The following is a 19,154-nucleotide window of genomic DNA, read 5'->3' as shown; positions in this document are numbered from 1 at the left end:
AATATACGTTTTTTTTATCTTTTTAAGAACAATATCACCGGATAATTTTTCTCGAAAATTATCCGGTGATAAAATAAGGGGGCGCGCATCGCGTGTGAATGGTATTTTGCGATGGGATATATGTGGGACGCGGGCAATAATTTATTCGATGAATCCTCTGTTTTTTAGCAGATACAGCGGATTGGGTTCCGCGCCGCGGAATCTTTTATAGAGTTCCATCGGATCGTCGGAATTACCTTTCGACAAGACGTTATCCCTGAATTTGGCGGCTGTGGCTTTATCGAAAATCCCATTCTCCACGAATGCCTGGAAAGCATCAGCATCGAGCACCTCCGCCCAGAGGTATGCGTAATATCCGGCAGAGTATCCACCACTGAAGATATGTGAGAAATAGGTGCTACGGTAGCGGGGTATGATTTCATCAATCAGCCCTATTTTCTCCATCGATTTTTTCTCGAATTCACGTACATCGAAAGACTTCACCGTATGCTGGGTATGATAATCCATATCGAGTAACGCTGCCGCGACAAATTCGGTAGTGATAAATCCCATATTGAATTTGGACGCGGCATCGATTTTTGCGATCAGCTCATCGGGGATCACTTCGCCTGTTTGATAATGTTTAGCGTATAGTTTCAATACGTCGGGGTGAAATGCCCAATGTTCCATGACCTGTGACGGAAGCTCCACAAAGTCGCGCGAAACACTTGTGCCGGCCACACTGCCATAGGTGACGTTCGACATCATGCCGTGCAAGGCGTGTCCGAACTCATGAAAGAGGGTTTCCACTTCGTCGAGGGTGAGTAAAGAGGGCATCGTTCCCGTGGGGCGGGTAAAGTTACCCACATTGTAAATCAGGGGACGGATATTTTCATCTTCGATGACCTGCTGTCCGCGGAAGCTGCTCATCCATGCGCCGGCGTTTTTACCCGTACGGGGGAAGTAGTCAGTATAGAATACCGCTAGATGGGATCCATCGGCATCAAGCACCTCGTAGGCTTCCACCTCGGGGTGATATGCCGGAACGTTTTCCAATTTCCTGAAGTTTAATCCATATAAACGGTTGGCCACCTCGAACACTCCTTCGCGCACATTCTCCATCTTGAAGTAAGGCTTGATCTCTTCCTCGTTGAGTGAATATTTCTGCTGTCGGAGTTTTTCGGTGTAATACCACCAGTCCCAGGACGCCAGCTTAAAGTTGCCTCCTTCGGCGTCGATCAGTTTTTGGAGTTCCGCCGCTTCTTTTTTGGCCTGAGGCAGCGCATACGCCCAGACATCATTGAGCAGTTTGTAGACGTTCTCCGGCGTTTTTGCCATACTTTCTTCAAGCACAAAATCGGCATGTGTCTTATAGCCCAGCATTTGTGCTTTTTCAATGCGCAGGTTTACTATGTCGTTGATGATCTGTTTGTTATCGTTTCCGTTATCATTGTCTCCACGCATATACATGGCTTTGTATAGTTTTTCACGCAGGTCACGCTTTTCTGCATATTGCAGGAAGGGGAGCCAGCTTGGCTTTTGTAGGCTGAATACCCATTTCCCTTCTTTATCGGCAGCCTCGGCAGCCACTGCCGCCGCCGCGATAACACCTTCCGGAAGTCCTGCAAGATCTTCCTCATTATCGATCACTAATTTGAAATCGTTGGTTTCATTCAACAAGTTATTTCCAAACGCGAGGGTGAGTGAGGATAATTCCTTGTTGATCTCACGCAATCTTGACTTTTCGGTTTCACTCAACAGGATACCTGAGCGCACAAAATTCTTGTAATAGTTATCCAATACCCGGTATTGTTCGGTATTGAGATTCATGCCTGTGGTATCGTCGTGCAGCGTTTTAATACGGTTAAATAACTTCTCGTTCAAATTGATATTGTCACGATGTTCTGACAAAAGAGGGGAGAGTTCCACGGCCAACGCTTGAATGGAGTCGTTGGTTTCAGCGCTTTTCAAACCGTAAAATACGCGGGAGACACGGGTCAGTATTTTTCCTCTGTTTTCCATTGCCACAATGGTGTTTTCGAAAGTGGGAACTTCGGAATTATTTGCAATGGCATCAATCTCTTTGGCCTCTTCTTCCATCCCTTTCAGGAAAGCCGGTTTGTAATCTTCAAAAGAGATCCGGTCGAAAGGAGGCATACCGAACGGTGTATCGTATTCGGTGTAAAAAATGGCGCCGGGCTCACCACCGGTTTTACCGGTATTGGCGTTGTTGCAGGCAAGTAATGTCATAACTGCTAATGAAATAAAAAGAAATTTTCTCATTCGACTTCTAATTAAATATGATTTAAACAATTGAAAAAAACCGGGTAATCGGGTTCCTATGAAATAAGTGCAAAGTTACAATTTTTACTTAAGAAACTGTTTTGAATTTTACGAGTAATTATTTCACGCTTATTTTTCCACTCTTTCATATTGTTTTTTGCCCTTTTTCGCGCCTTTGAACTTTCATTTCTTTTAAGTGGCCCGCCACATTTCAATCAATGAAAATCCAAATCCATCAAAAAATGGCTAAAAAACAATGGATGAAAAAATTCAAAACAGATTCTAAATATCGAAAAGTATCCATTGATTGTTTGCCTTTTGCCCTTTTTTTACATTATTGGAGCTCAATGTTTTCTCTCCGGTACTAAAGTGGAAACAGTAGTGGCAAAATGAAGATCATCATAATGCCCACGACAAGCTGCAATGGCAATCCCACTCTTATGTAATCTATAAATTTATATCGTCCGGCAGACATCACCAACGCATTGGGCGGTGTGGAGAAGGGGCTGGCAAAGCACATGCTGGCAGCCACCGTCACGGCGAACAGAAACGGGTAGGGGCTGACGCCTATGGTCACGGCGGATTGTAGGGCGATGGGCGCGAACAACACGGCAGTGGCCGTATTACTGATGAACATTGTCAATATGGATGTGGCAAGGTAGATGCCGGCCAATACCGATACTGGGCCGAATTGGCTCAAGCCGCTCACGATCGCGTCGGCAATTAAACTGGAAGCACCGGTTTTCTCCATGGCAATCGCTAAGGGAAACATACCCGCGAACAGAAAAGTACTTTGCCAGTTAATGCTTTTATAGGCCGATTCAACATTGCGGAAACATCCCAATATGATCATCAATAGTGCTGCTATCATTGTGGCAATCACAGTAGGTACTATGTTGAATACCATGGCCACGACCATCAATACCATGATGACTGCGGCGACGGGTGCTTTGTGGTCTAGTGGAATTTTCAACGCATTTTCCATAGGTTGCCCGACCACCACCCATTCCGAGGTCTCCTGATTCAGCTTTTCTATATCCGACCATTTTCCCTGTACCAGCAACACGTCGCCCGAAAGCATCCTCTCATCCTTTACATCCTGAAGGATGTATCCGTCTTTACGTTGTATCCCCAGTATATTCACATTATAGAGTTGACGGAAATAGGATTCCTTTACATGCTTGTTGATCAGTTTCGATGTAGACATCAAGACCACTTCCGCAATACCGATTTCACTGAATTCCAATCCCCCTGCCCTGGAAACGGATAATGCATTGTCGGTGCCTTCCGTTTTATGGGTGTCGATCAGTTTCAAGCCATTTCCATTGACGAGCGACGCCACATCATTGAAATTCCCGAGCACATATAATATGTCGTCTTCCTTGAAGGTACTCGACGGCCCGGCCATGTTCATATCCACAGTTTTATGAAAACGGTTCCGTGAGTGGATCCTCCGGATCTCGAGTATACTTACATTATAAGCCTGGGTGATATTTAATTCCTGAAGGGTTTTATTGATAAAGGGAGAATTTTTTTCTATCTGCACCCTATAGAGATTGTCAGCCAATTGATACTCCGAGGCCAATTGGTTTAAAGACTTGTTTTTGTGTACGGTCGATTTTTCCTTATCCCTGCCTGCAACTAGTAGTTTGCTGAGAGGCCAGAGTAACAGGACACCCAGAGTGAGAGTGATCAAGCCGACAGGAAAAAAGGAGAAGAAGGATAACCCATCGAATCCTCCGCTGACTAGTGTGTTGTTGATAATCAGGTTGGGAGGAGTGCTGATCAGCGAGATCAGCCCCAGGCTGCTGGCAAAAGCCATCGGCATGAGAAACCGTCGTGAGTCGGTATTGGCTTCCGAGGCCAGACTCATCACGATAGGGAGCATCAGCGCCACTGTCCCGGTATTGCTTACAAATCCGCCGATACCACCGGTCACTAACATTACCAGTATGAAGAGTTTGAATTGATTGCCTCCCGCCAGAGTAAGGATCTTTGTACTGATCATTTTGGCAAGCCCTGTCTGAAAAATTCCACCTCCCACAATGAACAGGCTCACGATCATGATAACCACGGAATTGGAAAACCCCGACAATCCTTCTTCGGGTGTGAGAATTCCCGATAACACCAATAAGACGAGGGAGGAGAGGGCTACAATATCCGACCGGATTTTACCCCACACAAAAAGAGTGACCGTCAGAAGTATGATTCCGAAAACAATAAACACATTTATGTCCATACGTAGTGAGTATAGTTGACGCAAAGGTAATATTTTTTTTATTTATTTAATGAGGAAAAAGTTGTCCATGGGGGGGGCCGGAACCTGAAATGATACTTATTAACTAAATCTATTCGTTTGAAAACGAAAAAAAATAGTTATATTTGCCCCGTGATTGAATTGATAGCTTGTTATGTTGATCGGATGCCGGTGAAACGTTGCATTTTCAATAGTCACAAAACGTTCAAATTTAAGTATAACAGTTTAATAATTGAGTCTGCTCCGAAAAACCCCAAAACACGATTTTGCAGTCTGCAAATTGCTGAAAATCAACAGCTCTTTTGGGGAATTTTCATCAAGAAAGACTTTTCGGAGCAGACACATAATTTGAAATATGAGGGGATTGACAGCAAAGGAAGAAGAGGTGATGCGTTTTTTTTGGGATGAAGGGGCACTCTTTGTGAAGCAATTGGTGGAGAAGTACCCAGATCCGAAACCGCATTTCAACACATTATCCACTTACGCGCGGATGCTCGAAGAGAAGGGTTTTCTCTCGCACGAAACATTCGGCGCCACCTATCGTTATTTCGCGATCATCAGTGAAGAGGAATACCGCAACGGGACATTGAGGAGTGTGGTGAAGAAATATTTCGATGACTCCTACCTGAGTGTGGTCTCGTCGCTTATAAAAGAGCAGGATATCTCTGTGGAAGAGATTCGGAAATTACTGGACGAAGTGGAAAAGTCTGATCCTAAAAAATAACCGGCATGGAACTCTTTCTCTTTTGGCTGCTTCGGGCATCCGTCTTAATGGCATTGTTTTACGGCTTATACAAGTTTTTTTTAGCCCATACTACGTTTCATAATGTCAACCGTTTTTCGTTGATATGCATGTTACTGGTGATATCAGTGCTTCCCCTTTTCCGTTTCAACTTTATCCTCGGGAAAAAGAGAGAACCGCTTACCGGCGCATTTTCGACGGATCTTTCTTCCATCCCCGTCACTGAATTTGTGGTAACGCAACCGCGGGTGGAAATTCCATGGACGCATATCCTGATCATGTTGTTTGCCATAGGATTTCTTTTCACGTTTATCCGTTACCTGATAGGGTTGAGCCAGATTGCCGTTATCATCCGGAATTCGGAAAAAAAAATGCTGCCCGATCAAACGGTTTTGTGGGTGACCGATAAGAATATTTCGCCGTTCAGCTGGATGAAATATATGATTCTTTCCCGCGGGGAATTATCGGCAGACAACCAGGCCGTGATCCGCCATGAGAGAGCACACATTCATTTTCGGCATTCGGTGGATATGATTTTTTTCGATCTTTTTACCTGCATCTTCTGGTTTAATCCGTTCTCATGGTTGTTGCGTCGGGAAATTCAGTCTGTCCATGAATATCAGGCAGACGAAAAGGTGCTCAGTGAGGGGATCGATTCCAAACAATACCAACTTTTATTGATCCGCAAAAGCGTGGGTGAATATAAATTTGCTTTGGCAAATAATTTCCGGCAACGCGACCTGCACAAACGAATCGACATGATGAAGAAAGACAAGACAAACAGACGCTTGAAATGGAACTATGCGATGGTGCTTCCCGTATTGTTCCTGGCAATGACCGCACTTTCGGCGCCGAAGCTGAATGCCAAAGCAGAGACCACGGAAAATTTTCCGGGTGATGTGGGAAAAGTGACCCTTCGCGCAGGCGGCGGTAAGCATCCCCTTTATATTGTGGACGAAAAGATCGTTTCCGAAGCGGAGATGCAAAAAATCAACGCTGCAGAAATCGAATCTGTTTCTGTGTTGAAAAACAACTCTGCCATCGGAATGTATGGAAATAAGGGAAAAGAGGGAGTGATACTGATCACAACGAAAAAGAGTAACAGAGATGCACTGTCGACAGGTACGGGAACAATGGATTCTCTTCGGGGTGATGTGAAAGATCTAATCCGCAGAACCCAGGAAAATAGTGCTCAAAATTTGGTTCGGATACTCGAAAACCCTCCTTTGATCATTGTTGACGGAGAAAAAATGCCGAAAGATTTTGAACTGAAATCTATTCTTCCGGACGAAATCCAGTCGATGTCGGTGCTAAAAGATAAAAGTGCCATTGAAATGTATGGCGATGAGGGAAAGAATGGCGTAATCATTATTACGAAAAAGATTCCGGATCAAAACCCGTAGGCCGCGCGGCGCATCTCCTTTTGCGAAGCGAAGGGATGCGGCGGTTTCAGGTAGCGTTCCAGAAACTTGTGTACCGTGAAACGGATGTCGGTGGCTTCCTTACTGTCGATCCGATCGAAACCGTGGCCGCCGGAGGCATCCTGAAAGATTTTGTAGGAGAACTCTTTGCCATGCTTTTTGAGTGTGTCGATCATTAGTTGCACCTCTTCCACGTACACATCGTTATCGTTGGTATTGGTATGGATGAGTAGCGGCTTGTCGAGATTTTGCGCATAGTGGGTGGGTGAACGGCGGGCGTATTCTTCGGGATTCTCCTCAATGGATCTGCCGATATGATAGGGTGTGGTGAAGTAGGCGGTATAACTCTCATCATGTGATGCCAGGCGGTTCTCCAGGTCGCTCACCGGTACCCCCGCGAATGCGCATTGGTATTTGTCGCCATGTTGGAGAATCTGCATCAGGGCAATCATGCCGCCGTGACTCCACCCGATCACGCCTACCCGTGAAGGGTCGACAATAGTGTAATTTTCAACCATATAATTACGGCTTTCCAGTACATCGTCGTTTTCTCGCCCGCCGTAATCGATATTTTCGTATGTCGCTTTCCCGTAACCTGTGCTGCCCCGGTATTCGGCCGATACCACAATATATCCCTGGGCGATCAGTTCACGCACAATATGGGAATAATAAGTGGAGAAATTGGCATGTATTCCGCTGTGAGGGAGTACGATAAGCGGATACTTTTTCTTGGGGTTGACATTTTTCGGGATGAAGACATAGCTGTAAAATTGCAGTTTGTTGCCGGCAAAACGGTCTTCCGGCTCTTTGGGTTTCCAGCGGGGAGTGCTTGTGAGCCGCACTTTATCCACATGGGCAATATCTTCCAGCCGGCGAAACCACATCAGGTCGTCAATTTGTTTCTCCAATATGTCGAACCGGTGTTGGTAATCCGAAAGTTTTTGTTCCAGCGATTTCAACTGTGATAGCAGGGAGTCTTCTTTCTGTGGGAACGCGGAAAAAATGTTGAGAACAGCCATGATGGCCGAGAAAAAGAGAACGTTCGTTTTCATAAGCATCATAATTTTTATTTTCAGGTTATTAAGACATTCTTTTGCATGTGCCTGACCGGTGGATTTCTTATAATTTGGAGGAAACGGTATAGGCATCGTGATAAAAGATAAGCGTGCGTTGATCTTTTATTGCTTTGTCCATAAAACGTTTTTTTTCTTCCATAGCTATGACCACGCTGTTGTCATAGGCAGAAAGCCAGCTTAGTGACAGGTTGAGCGAAGTGGGTACCACGTCGCCCGGAAAGGCGTAATTCCCTTCTTCGGTATCGAAAAGCAGGGCGATCTGTCCCGGAGTATGGCCGTCATACAATTCCAGCCGGATATGTTCGTCGAGTTGGATGTCTTCCAGTACAAATTGTAACTGTCCCGCATCATATACCGGCTCGATATTGTCCGGGAAAAAGGAGCCTTTTTCGAAAAGTGAAGGGTTTCTGTAATTCTTCCATTGGGCGAGACTCAGGTGATAAGTGGCGTTGGGATAGGCAGGAACCGCTTCTTTGTTGCTGTTAAATACTGTGCAGCCGCCACAGTGATCGAAATGAAGATGGGTGATGACCACGTCGGTCACCTCTTCCGGCGCATATCCGATTTTCCGGATCTCTCCGGCAATATCCTTCTGATCGAAAGGTTGAAAGAATTTCAACCGGGAGTTGTGTTTGTCGCCTATTCCCGCATCCACCAGGATACGTCTATTATCTGTCTCGATAAAGAGGCAGCGGAGCGCCATCACACACATGTTGTTTTCATCCACCTTATATTTTGCCGACCAGTATTTTTTGGGTACGGGGCCGAACATGACACCGCCGTCGCCGAGGAAATATCCCGATTCAATGATATGGAACTTGATCATACTCTATCAATATTTACACAAAATTACCTCTTTTTGCCTTATCTCCACACTGAACACAACGAATTTCATTAAACAACCATAGTTCCAAAAAGGATTTTTATGCAGATCCAATTATTGAGTTCCCTCCGAAAAGTCTTTTTACTCAAATCCCCTCAAAAAGAAAATTGATTTTCAATGAGTTGGAAACCGGTGAAATCGGTTTTTGGGATTCCGGAGCAGGCTCATTATTTAAAAACCGGGATCGTGTCGATTTTTATGCAGATCCAATTATTTAAAAACCGGGGTCGTATCTCTTTTTTAAAAGAAACAATCCCGGCCTGTTTATTGTGAAGTTTAGCGCTGTGTAGAATCTTTTCCCGCGTCAGAAGTAAAGTTGTACCCCAATAGTTGCCTGATTGGCTTCAGGGCCCTTATTTTTTCCAAAGAGGTTGAACGGGGAATATGAGATAAAGAAACCCAGGTCGTTGACTCCCCCTTGTGCCAGTAAATCCAGCGTGACAGGACGAATATTCAGGTCGCCGGGAAGTTTTGTCTTTTCTTTTTTTCCTTTTTCATTATTCCTCCAAACGGCGGATGATGATGCGGTCTTTACTTTGGCGACGACACCTGCGTTCAGAAAGAGATGCGATTGACGTCCCAAATCCCAATTGGTTTCTATCAGGAAGGGAAAGGTGAGATAGGTGTAATGCAGGCGGGAGTCTCTGTATTCATTGCCCGGTTCGGTGGTGGTGACAACCGATTTGTAATCCTCTACTTCGATGGCTTTGTTGTTTTGCCAGTGGATGGAGTTGAACTGGATACCCATGCCGACAATTCCGGTGAAATTGCTGTTTCCTATGCGCCATGAACCTTCAATGGGATTCAGGTTATATTGCAATGAACGACTCAGGTTGACAATGGATGCCAATTCCCCATCGAAATCAAGGCCTTGGGGCAGATTGGAGAATCCCACACCGAAACCGGCCCAGTGCGAACGGCTTGGACGACGCTTGTTTTTCGGTTTGAAAATATCAGGTACCGATATTTCAAAACTGTTTTGGTACACCCTTTCAATGCATCTACTGTCAGTGAAGACGCCTTCGTAGACCTTCCGGCTTTCTATGGTGTCACCCTGCTCATTCAGATGATACATTGAGATATTTATCTCATTATCGTTCTCCGAAATAACCACTTTCCGGTTGTTATAATGAAAAGTGGTATCGGCGGGAAACGTTAAAGAAGCTGCCATATACAAGGCTATCGACAAAAAAACGATGGTAATTGTAGTTCTCTTCATTGTTTTATAATTGTTTGATGATTTTATTTCAATTTAAAAATTCAAGATTGAGTCTGCTCCGAAATCCCCAAAAACCGATTTCACGGGTTTTCAAATCATTGAAAATCAATGGTCTTTTGACTTTTCGGAGGGGACTCAAGATTCAAAATTCAAAATCGTTAAATCTGCAAATCCTTCCTCCTTCTTCCTTCTTCCTTCTTCCTTCTTCCTTCTTCACTCTTCATTCTTCACTCTTCATTCTTCATTCTTCACTCTTCATTCTTCCTTCTTCATTCTTCACTCTTCATTCTTCATTCTTCACTCTTCATTCTTCACTCTTCACTCTTCCTTCTTCCTTCTTCACTCTTCATTCTTCATTCTTCATTCTTCATTCTTCATTCTTCACTCTTCATTCTCCCATACAACATCCTATTCCTTTTTAATAAATAGCCGGTTGATCAGTTCTTCGGAATCTTTTCCGCCTTCCATATAAATGAGTGTGGCAGTACCGTCGTCCCCGATTTTGAACAAGATGTACCGGTTGGTTTGGTTTTCCTCTTCCGGTAGCTGATAATAACCTGAAGAGATAATACCATTGCTGATGACTTCTTTTATCTGGTACGCCTGTTTTTTATCTGTTTCAAGGCACTGTTGTATTTCATCCAGCATAGTCCGGTCATATTGCAGGGTAATACTGCGGTATTTATCGAGTCGATAGTTATGGAGCGCCTTGCCGGAGAGGACTACCATTGTAGCGCCTTTTTGCTTGCCATATTTTTCGAATACAGTATTGATCCTCAGGGTTTCCTGTGCTTTTGCCGTAGCTCCGCAGGTTACCAGTAACAGGAAAAGGATAAGCAGGCGTGGAAATGTTTTTTTTATCTTCATTGTGATATCATGTTGATGTTCAAATAGTAAAACAGGCTTTATAAGAAGATTCACCATCATTGATCTATTCCAGCATAAAGCGGAGCTGATCTTCTATGATGTCACTTTCGGACTGTACTTTTCCGAAAGATGCTTCAGCATATTTACGGACTGTGGCCGGATCTGTAATTTGTTTGCCATCCACCCACACATAGCTTTCGTTCAGTGACGATTGTCGATCGGGGCGAGTCAGTAATAAGATGGCGATCAGCAGTGAGGCTGCCGCGGCAGCGAGTATCCGTAATTTTGTTAAAAACAAAGGCTTGCGATGAACAGGGGCCGTGTTTTCGCTACGAATCTCATCCAATACGGCCAGTGCTGCTGCTTCGTCGTCGAGAAAACGGAATAGGGACGCGTATACTCTCAGCTCTTCCGGCAGATTGTCCCGCGTAAAATAACGACGCAATACCTTCTCTTCTTCGGCAGAGCTGTCTCCTTCAAAATATTTGTCTAATAGATGTCTGATATCTGTTTTCATTTTGTCGTTTGTTGGGTTTGATAATAGATCAGGTATAATTCGCGTATCCGTTTGCGTGCCCGTGAGAGGTTATTGCGTACGGCTTCGGTTGCAATACCTGTCATTTCGCTGATTTCGACGGTTTCAAATCCTTCGAGATCTTTCATTCGCAAGATCCGTTGTTGCAATGGCGGCAGCATCTCGATAATCCTGCGAATGGCATTCCGTTCTTCTTTTTCTTCAAGCAATGAATCAGGGGGATGTTCTCCCGTTTCTTTGCCGAGTAACTCCAGTTCATCGGAAAATGGCTTCCGGCTTCGGATCTTGTCAATACTCAGGTTCCTCACCATTGTCGTGCTGTATGCCTCCATATTTTCATTTCGATCGATCCGGTCACGGAAATGCCAGATCTTCAAACATACATCCTGCACCACATCCTCCGCATCCTCGGCATTCCCTGTGATGCGGCGGGCCACTGCGAGTAACGAAGGGCGCAGCGCGACGACTATTCTTTTGTATTCAACAATGTCCATACTCATTTATCCGACGAGGAAGTGTGTCAAAACGTATCATCAAAACAGGATTTTTTTCATTTAACCGGCAATTTATGTTTTCCATGGTGGACACTCTCCATTGGTTTTCTTGTCCCGGCGTTGATTTGAGGTCACCCCCATCGGGAGGGGAGAATATGCTATAATGGTACAATAGTAGAAAATATCCAGGGTCGATGATGTAAAACTTGATCATTCGTTGTATTTTTGCACAAAATTACGTTATGTTGATAGCGCGGCAAAAGAAACAAGAGAATATTGCGGAATATTTGCTGTACATGTGGCAACTGGAAGATATCTTGCGATCATATGAATTGGATATAGACAAGGTGCGGCAGTCGCTGATTGACCCCGTGTATCCCACGGAAGAGGAAAAGAAGGAAGCCCGTGAGTGGTACGAAGGATTGATCTTGATGATGAAATCGGAGGGTATACAGAAAGAGGGGCATCTGCAGATCAACAAGAACCTGGTCATAGACCTTACCGATCTTCATTTACGGTTGTTGAAAGACCCTAAGGAGTCGGCATATATTGGTGTTTACTACAATACACTGCCTCATATTGTGGCTTTAAGGGCAAAGTCGGGGAACAAGGATGTATCTGAACTGGAAACCTGCTTCACGGCTTTGTACGGCTACCTGTTGCTGAAATTGCAGAAACGGGAAATCTCCGGTGAGACACAGGCTGCCATTGCTCAAATTACCGGCCTGTTACGGTTTCTTTCCCAAAAATACAAAGCTGTGGAGGAAGATGAATTGATGCGATGATTGGTTAATAAGAGTGAAGAATGAAGAGTGAAGAATGAAGAGTGAAGAATGAAGAAATTGGTAATTGGTAATTGGTAATTAGTAATTGGTAATTAGTAATTAGTAATTAGTAATTGGTAATTAGTAATTGGTAATTAGTATAATTGGTAATTAGTAATTTAAAAAAAGCGATGCCCATATTTACAGGTATAACCAAACATCTGGGGGGGACGGAAAAGGATACCCCAAGAGAACAATATTTTTACGGGCTGGTACAGAAAAATGTGCTGGTGACCGGAGCCAACGGACAATTGGGGAACGAGTTGAAAAAATTGACCGATCGGATGAATTTGCCCTTTAAATTCCTATTTACCGACCTGAATGACCTTGATGTGACGGACGGGGATCAGGTGGCGGCTTTTGTAAGGGATTACCGGGTACTCTATGTCGTCAATTGCGCTGCTTATACCGCTGTGGACAAAGCGGAAACCGACGTAGAGAAGGCATATCTCGTAAATGAAAAAGCGGTGGGGAATATAGCGACTGCTGCGAAGCAAGAAGGGGCAAAGGTTATCCACATTTCTACCGATTTCGTATTCGACGGCCGGTCGGGAATTCCTTATACCGAGAATATGGAGCCGCATCCACTTTCGGTTTACGGCCAGTCGAAGTTGAAAGGTGAAGAAACCCTGCAAGCTGTCGGTGGTGAGTGGATGATTATACGCACTTCCTGGTTGTATTCCGAATTCGGTAATAATTTTGTGAAGACAATGATCCGGTTGATGAATGAGCGGGATAGATTGACTGTGGTGGATGACCAACGGGGAGCGCCGACCTATGCGGCAGATCTGGCGGAGATGATCGTTCATATCCTGCAGTTTTCGGAAGAGACCGAATGGAAAACGGGCATTTATCACTTTTCGAACAGGGGAGAAACCACCTGGTTCGGCTTTGCCGAAGAGATCAAAAGGTTGGCCGGTATCGACCGTTGTGAACTGATCCCTGTTAAAACGGACGAATATGGTGCGCCAGCTCCTCGTCCGGCATATAGCGTGATGGATCTGTCAAAAATATGTGCCGCTTTTCATGTGGAGATTCCGGAATGGAAAGAGGCACTCAGAAGATGTGTTGATTCGATGATGAGTTAATATGTCAATCAGCGAAGCTAAATCTTGAAATATTAAATTGATGACATTAAAAGAAGAGATACAGCGCCGGCGCACCTTCGCCGTGATCAGTCACCCCGACGCGGGAAAAACCACACTTACGGAAAAATTACTGCTCTTTGGAGGAGCCATTCATGTGGCAGGAGCCGTGAAATCGAACAAAATAAAAAAAACAGCTACCTCGGACTGGATGGAGATAGAGAAACAACGCGGAATTTCTGTCGCCACTTCAGTCATGGGATTTGAATATGGGCATCATAAGATCAATATTTTGGATACGCCCGGCCACCAGGATTTTGCTGAAGACACATACCGCACGCTTACGGCGGTAGACAGCGTGATCGTGGTGGTGGACGTGGCGAAAGGGGTGGAAGCCCAGACACGCAAGCTGATGGAGGTCTGCCGTATGCGGCATACACCGGTGATGATCTTTGTCAATAAACTTGACCGTGAAGGGAGGGATCCGTTCGAAATTCTCGACGAACTGGAGGAAGAACTGAAAGTCAGCGTCCGTCCGCTGAGTTGGCCCATAGATATGGGAGAACGGTTCCGCGGAGTATATAACCTCTACAAGAATAGTCTGGATCTTTATAAGCCCAGTAAGCAGATGGTGACGGAATCGCTGAGGCTCGATATCCAGTCACCGGAACTGGAAAATCATATTGGCGACCCCCTGTCGAAGAAACTGCGTGACGATGTGGAACTGATCACAGAAGTATACCCGGCATTCGACCGGGACGAATACCTTGCGGGCACCTTGGCGCCTGTGTTTTTCGGATCCGCGCTCAATAATTTTGGAGTGAAAGAGTTGCTGGATTGTTTTGTGGATATAGCACCCTCTCCCCGTGAGGTGCGGGCCGAAGAACGTGTAGTGGATCCCTATGAGGAAAGCTTCTCGGGATTTGTTTTTAAGATCCATGCCAATATGGATCCGAACCACCGTTCTTGTATCGCTTTTGTAAAAGTCTGCTCAGGAAAATTCGAGCGGAATGTGAACTACAAGCATGTCCGTTTTAACCGGATGATGAAATTTTCGTCGCCGACCGCTTTTATGGCGCAGAAGAAAGAGATTATGGACGAGGCCTATGCCGGTGATATCGTCGGATTACCCGATAACGGCAACTTCAAGATCGGCGACACGCTCACTGCGGGTGAGGAGTTGCACTTCAAAGGGCTGCCGAGTTTCTCCCCCGAGATGTTCAAATATATCGAGAACGCCGATCCGATGAAATCGAAACAACTGCAGAAGGGCATCGAACAACTGATGGACGAAGGGGTAGCACAACTTTTCACCAATCAATTTAACGGACGGAAGATCATCGGGACGGTGGGGCAGCTTCAGTTCGAAGTGATACAGTACCGGCTGCTCCATGAATATGGAGCCCAGTGCCGCTGGGAACCCATCAACTTATACAAGGCCTGTTGGATCGAGAGCGATGATGCCGCGCAACTGGCCGATTTCAAGAAGCGGAAATATCAATACATGGCGCGCGACAAAGAGGACAGGGATGTCTTTCTTGCCGAGTCGAGCTATATCTTGATGATGGCCCAGCAGGATTTTAAAAATATCCGCTTCCACTTTAGCTCAGAGTATTAAACTATATATGCTTTTTCTCCTCTTTTGTGAGATAGACCGACATACGCTGTGCAGGACTGATCAAGCCCCTTTCGTAAAGTTCTTTGTAGGCCGTTTCACTCAGATCGTGGTTCACTTCGGCCAGATTTCCTTTCTTTACCCATACCCTGAAAACGAATTCAAGGGATGTGGGGTTAATCTTGGACATCCTTGCAAAAGGTGCGGGTTGTTTCAACACCTTTGGATGGCGGGCGGCGATTTGTAACAGCAACTCTTTTACTTCATCCACATTGCAGCCGTAATTCACGTTGATGATAATTTCGGTGCGTAAGGTTCCATCGAGGCTGTTATTGTTGATGATGTTTCCGGTCGACAGCGGTCCGTTGGGTATGTAAATCGTCTTGTTGTCACGCGTCCTCAATATGGTGTGCATAATACCGATCTTCTCGACCGTTCCCTCCAGGTTCAGTGCACTGATGTAATCGCCGCCTCTGAAAGGCTTACTCAGCAGAATCATTACTCCGCCCGCGAAATTGGAGAGATTGTCTTTCATGGCAAGCCCTATGGCCAATCCCACCGTGCCGATAATAGCGGCGATGGAGATGGTTTTTACTCCCACGGAATTAATGATGATCATGAACAAGACAATAAAAAGGAAGGTCTGCAATACACTGCTTATGAATCCTTTCAGCGTGTTGTCGATCGAGCTCTTCCGCATGATCTTTGCCACAAAATTGTCAATCTTCGTGATGAAAAAACGACCAATGATGAACAGCACAATAGCAATAAGTATGTTCACTATCAGGTCAATCCCCCATGCGAGAATGTTATCCAGCACGTGATCGTACCTGCCTTCTTTGATCAGTTGACCGAAAGAGGGATCATTAGGTGAGCGTGGCACAAAAATGCTGTCGGTAGGCAATGATATCTGAAGCGGCGTCATCATTTTAGTTTTTAAACAGTGTGATATCGCAAAAGTACAAAAAAACAGTTATTTTTGTGATTGATATCCATATAATAAACAGGATGAAAATTATTTTTACGGTTATATTGTATTTCTTTGCCCACGCATTGTCGGCGCAAACGTTGGATTATATGGGATGGGTGGACCGCTCAGCCAACCATATCGAGCAAAACAGGCTCGATAGTGCCGCAGTGGCACTGCAAAAGGCGATGGCGCTGGAACCGGCGAATGACAATAATCCCGTTTTGTTGCTCAATCTCGGAATACTGCAACGGCAATTGGGGCTCTACGATGATGCATATATTTCATTTACCGCCTCCATGGGGAATAATCCGATGCCCGATGTGGTGTTGCACAACCGGGCTTCCCTTCTGTGTGATATGGAACGGTTTGATGAGGCGATGGAGGATTACAGCACTCTTATCAGTGACTATCCGGAGGATGTGGAAGCCTATTACCGGAGAGGTCTGCTTTTTCTCGAAAAAAATGAGAGAGCTAAAGCAGAGGAAGATTTCAAGGCATCAGATGCGATAGATCCGGACAATATGTATACGAAGTTGAGCAAGGCGCTTCTTTATAAATTGGATGACAACTGGGAGGAAGCTGAGAAGGTGTATACCGGCATGATACACTCCTCTTCTAAAGTCGATCCCAGCTTTTATCTGAACCGCGCGGAATGTTATGTGAACACCGATCAGATATTCAGGGCGTCGGCTGATTTACGGGCTGTGGAAGGATCCCAGAAAGACAATCCCTATTTTTATATTCTTCGGGGTCGGGTCCGTCTTGCGCAATTCGATAAAATAGCTGCCCGTGCCGATTTCAGGAAAGCCAAAGAACTGGGATACGATACCGAAATAGTGAACGGCTGGCTGAAAAAAACGGAATAAAAACAGAATACAACCAAAACATGTTTTATGAAGTGGATCAATAGAAATGACAGCCAGGCCAACTATGAAGACCGTAGGGGCAGAGGCAGAGGGGGAAGAAACGCTGCCATCGGTGGAGTAGGAGCGCTGGTCATTGCGGTGATAGCATTGTTGTTGGGCCAAAATCCTTTCCAGGCATTAGAGATGGTAAACAGTGTCGCTCCGGGAGAATCGACCGAGGTAATAGATCCTTCCAGGGTGAATGAGAATGAGGAACTGAAGGTTTTCACGCTGGGAGTGTTTAACAGCGCCAATGATGTGTGGGAGGAGATATTCCGCGCGCAACTGAATAAACAATACATACGTCCCACCTTGGTTACTTTCACCGATGCCACGGTTTCGGGATGTGGCGGGGCTACGGATGCCGTAGGACCATTCTATTGTCCTGCGGACCAGAAAATGTATATCGATCTCAACTTTTTTCATCAGTTAAGAACTGATTTCGGTGCTGAAGGTGATCTGGCAATGGCTTATGTGACGGCTCACGAAATAGGCCACCACGTGCAGAATTTGTTGGGGATCATCGATGGGATGAATCAATACAGGGGGCGGATCAGCGAGACGGAATTCAATAAACTCAATGTGAAGTTGGAATTACAGGCCGATTTTCTGGCGGGAGTCTGGGTGTATCACGCGCAGCAGATGAACATGATTCAACTGGAGCCGGGCGATCTGGAGTCGGCAATCAGTGCCACCACGGCGGTGGGCGATGACACTATTCAGAAACGTTCGAGAGGGTATAGCGTCCCCGATTCGTTTACACACGGCACCTCCGCACAACGTACTTATTGGTTCAGAAAGGGCATGCAGACCGGTGATATCAGTCAGGGAGACACATTCAGCTAATTATCACGTCATAATCACCCTCTCTTTTTGTAACTCACGACTGCCCATCCATTCAACACGACTGAAAAGAGCGCCAGCATCAACAGGTTCCCGGATACATCGGCCAACGTGCTGCCGTTCAGGTAGAGCATGCGGAAGGTCTTTGTCAGGTAGTTAAACGGGTTGATGGATGCGATTGCCTGCGCCCAGCCCGGCATGCTTGAGACGGGCGTGAACATACCTCCCAGCAGAATCAGGATCAGGATAAAGAACATCACCAGAAAGCTCGCCTGTTGCATGTTCTCGGAATAGTTTGAGATGATGATCCCCAAGCCCGATATGGAGAAGATAAAGACAATGGCGGAGAAAAGCACCGCCACGACACTCCCTGCAGGCCAAAGGCCGTAGATCAGGTATGCCGCCGAGACGGAGATGATCATTACAACCAGGCCGACAACCCAGAAAGGAATCAGTTTGGCAAGGATAAAACCGATCCTGTTTACCGGGGTGACATTGATCTGGTGGATGGTGCCGGTCTCTTTCTCCATCACGATGTTGAGCGCGGGGAGAATCCCGCATATAATGGTAAGCAACAGCACCATGAAACCGGGGATCATAAAACTCTTATAGTCCAACGCCGGATTGAATTTGTATTGCGGGACAATGTTTATCCGGGGCATCCGCATCATGGAGGCCCTGGATTGCGCGGGTAGCGTGTGCGTCAGTTCGCTGCGCAGCTCCGAAGAGAAGTCGTTTACAATCTGCGTCACGTAATTGCTGCCCAATAATCCTTGGGTGCCATTCACCGAGTTGACTGCCATGCCTACGGCGGAGGCTCGGTTTTTTACCAGGTCCACATCAAACGAGGTGGGAATCTCCAGTATCATATCCGTTTCACCTTGTTCCATATTCCACATGGCAGTCCGGTAATCGGGTGGGATGTCGTTCAGGATAAAATAGCGCGAAGCGGCGATTTTATCCGTCAGCCTTCTGGAGTATGTGCTCTTGCTGTGGTCCACGACATCGATTCTAATGTTTTTTATTTCGAAACTGACAGCCCACGGAAATACCAGCAACACCATGATGGGGTACATCACAATCATTTTCGGAATCAGCGGATTCCGGAACATTTGTTTAAACTCCTTTTCTATTAAGAATTTCAATATCCTCATAT

Annotated in this window: 17 protein-coding genes; 7 read left to right on the top strand and 10 right to left on the bottom strand. The window is 45.6% G+C overall.

The genetic code is table 11. From position 1 onward, the window contains the following. Positions 1-141 precede the first annotated feature (141 nt). Both D7D25_RS10340 and D7D25_RS10335 read right to left on the bottom strand, forming a co-directional pair. Positions 142-2,229 carry a M3 family metallopeptidase gene (locus D7D25_RS10340; RefSeq protein ID WP_122968877.1) on the bottom strand — a complete coding sequence of 696 codons (2,088 nt, stop codon included), beginning with the start codon at positions 2,227-2,229 and terminating at the stop codon, positions 142-144. Between the two features lie 397 nt (positions 2,230-2,626). Next, positions 2,627-4,501, bottom strand: a complete 1,875-nt coding sequence (locus D7D25_RS10335) for an SLC13 family permease (RefSeq protein WP_122968876.1) — start codon at positions 4,499-4,501, stop codon at positions 2,627-2,629. Positions 4,502-4,874: 373 nt separating this feature from the next. On the opposite strand from D7D25_RS10335, the gene D7D25_RS10330 reads away from it, so the two are divergent. Then, positions 4,875-5,243, top strand: a complete 369-nt coding sequence (locus D7D25_RS10330) for a BlaI/MecI/CopY family transcriptional regulator (protein WP_122968875.1) — start codon at positions 4,875-4,877, stop codon at positions 5,241-5,243. Between the two features lie 5 nt (positions 5,244-5,248). Beyond that, on the top strand, positions 5,249-6,664 hold the full coding sequence (locus tag D7D25_RS10325) for a M56 family metallopeptidase (RefSeq protein WP_122968874.1): 1,416 nt from the start codon (positions 5,249-5,251) through the stop codon (positions 6,662-6,664). Here D7D25_RS10325 and D7D25_RS10320 read toward each other — a convergent pair. The 6 genes from D7D25_RS10320 to D7D25_RS10290 form a co-directional block, all read right to left on the bottom strand. Next, on the bottom strand, positions 6,652-7,734 hold the full coding sequence (locus D7D25_RS10320) for a S9 family peptidase (RefSeq protein WP_122968927.1): 1,083 nt from the start codon (positions 7,732-7,734) through the stop codon (positions 6,652-6,654). The two genes, D7D25_RS10325 and D7D25_RS10320, sit on opposite strands and share 13 nt — an antisense overlap. 67 nt (positions 7,735-7,801) lie before the next feature. Then, positions 7,802-8,584, bottom strand: a complete 783-nt coding sequence (locus D7D25_RS10315; RefSeq protein WP_122968873.1) for an MBL fold metallo-hydrolase — start codon at positions 8,582-8,584, stop codon at positions 7,802-7,804. A 361-nt stretch (positions 8,585-8,945) separates the two neighbouring features. Then, positions 8,946-9,860: a hypothetical protein gene (locus D7D25_RS10310; RefSeq protein WP_122968872.1), complete on the bottom strand. Its 915-nt coding sequence runs from the start codon at positions 9,858-9,860 to the stop codon at positions 8,946-8,948. Positions 9,861-10,268: 408 nt separating this feature from the next. Continuing rightward, the gene (locus tag D7D25_RS10300) at positions 10,269-10,727 is read right to left on the bottom strand and encodes a DUF6108 family protein (protein WP_122968871.1); all 459 of its coding nucleotides are present in this window, start codon (positions 10,725-10,727) and stop codon (positions 10,269-10,271) included. 64 nt (positions 10,728-10,791) lie between these two features. Then, positions 10,792-11,244 carry a hypothetical protein gene (locus D7D25_RS10295; RefSeq protein ID WP_122968870.1) on the bottom strand — a complete coding sequence of 151 codons (453 nt, stop codon included), beginning with the start codon at positions 11,242-11,244 and terminating at the stop codon, positions 10,792-10,794. Further along, positions 11,241-11,756: an RNA polymerase sigma factor gene (locus tag D7D25_RS10290; protein WP_158602594.1), complete on the bottom strand. Its 516-nt coding sequence runs from the start codon at positions 11,754-11,756 to the stop codon at positions 11,241-11,243. The genes D7D25_RS10295 and D7D25_RS10290 overlap by 4 nt, the downstream gene beginning before the upstream one ends. A 242-nt stretch (positions 11,757-11,998) precedes the next feature. Between D7D25_RS10290 and D7D25_RS10285 the strand changes: the two genes are divergently transcribed. The 3 genes from D7D25_RS10285 to D7D25_RS10275 all read left to right on the top strand — a co-directional run bounded on the left by D7D25_RS10285 (position 11,999) and on the right by D7D25_RS10275 (position 15,283). Next, on the top strand, positions 11,999-12,541 hold the full coding sequence (locus D7D25_RS10285) for a DUF4924 family protein (RefSeq protein ID WP_122968868.1): 543 nt from the start codon (positions 11,999-12,001) through the stop codon (positions 12,539-12,541). 170 nt (positions 12,542-12,711) lie between these two features. Beyond that, positions 12,712-13,668 carry a dTDP-4-dehydrorhamnose reductase gene (gene rfbD, locus D7D25_RS10280; RefSeq protein ID WP_122968867.1) on the top strand — a complete coding sequence of 319 codons (957 nt, stop codon included), beginning with the start codon at positions 12,712-12,714 and terminating at the stop codon, positions 13,666-13,668. A 40-nt stretch (positions 13,669-13,708) separates the two neighbouring features. Then, positions 13,709-15,283, top strand: coding sequence for a peptide chain release factor 3 (locus tag D7D25_RS10275; protein WP_122968866.1), 1,575 nt, complete (start codon positions 13,709-13,711; stop codon positions 15,281-15,283). Position 15,284: 1 nt separating this feature from the next. Here D7D25_RS10275 and D7D25_RS10270 read toward each other — a convergent pair whose 3' ends face one another. Beyond that, complete coding sequence (locus tag D7D25_RS10270) at positions 15,285-16,208, bottom strand: mechanosensitive ion channel family protein (RefSeq protein ID WP_122968865.1); 924 nt, start codon at positions 16,206-16,208, stop codon at positions 15,285-15,287. Between the two features lie 80 nt (positions 16,209-16,288). Between D7D25_RS10270 and D7D25_RS10265 the strand changes: the two genes are divergently transcribed. Next, a complete protein-coding gene (locus D7D25_RS10265; protein WP_148038906.1) occupies positions 16,289-17,116 on the top strand; it encodes a tetratricopeptide repeat protein in 828 nt (275 codons plus the stop codon). A 27-nt stretch (positions 17,117-17,143) separates the two neighbouring features. Next, positions 17,144-18,001 (top strand): neutral zinc metallopeptidase, encoded by an 858-nt coding sequence (locus D7D25_RS10260; RefSeq protein WP_122968863.1) that lies wholly within the window; start codon positions 17,144-17,146, stop codon positions 17,999-18,001. A gap of 14 nt (positions 18,002-18,015) precedes the next feature. Here D7D25_RS10260 and D7D25_RS10255 read toward each other — a convergent pair whose 3' ends face one another. Continuing rightward, the gene (locus D7D25_RS10255) at positions 18,016-19,152 is read right to left on the bottom strand and encodes an ABC transporter permease (RefSeq protein WP_255417259.1); all 1,137 of its coding nucleotides are present in this window, start codon (positions 19,150-19,152) and stop codon (positions 18,016-18,018) included. Between the last annotated feature and the right edge of the window lie 2 nt (positions 19,153-19,154).

It is taken from the genome of Proteiniphilum sp. X52 (assembly GCF_003712195.1).
In the GTDB taxonomy this organism is placed as follows: Bacteria; Bacteroidota; Bacteroidia; order Bacteroidales; family Dysgonomonadaceae; genus Proteiniphilum.
Note: the sequence above shows the minus strand (reverse complement) of the source record. Positions and strands in the feature narration are given on the sequence as shown.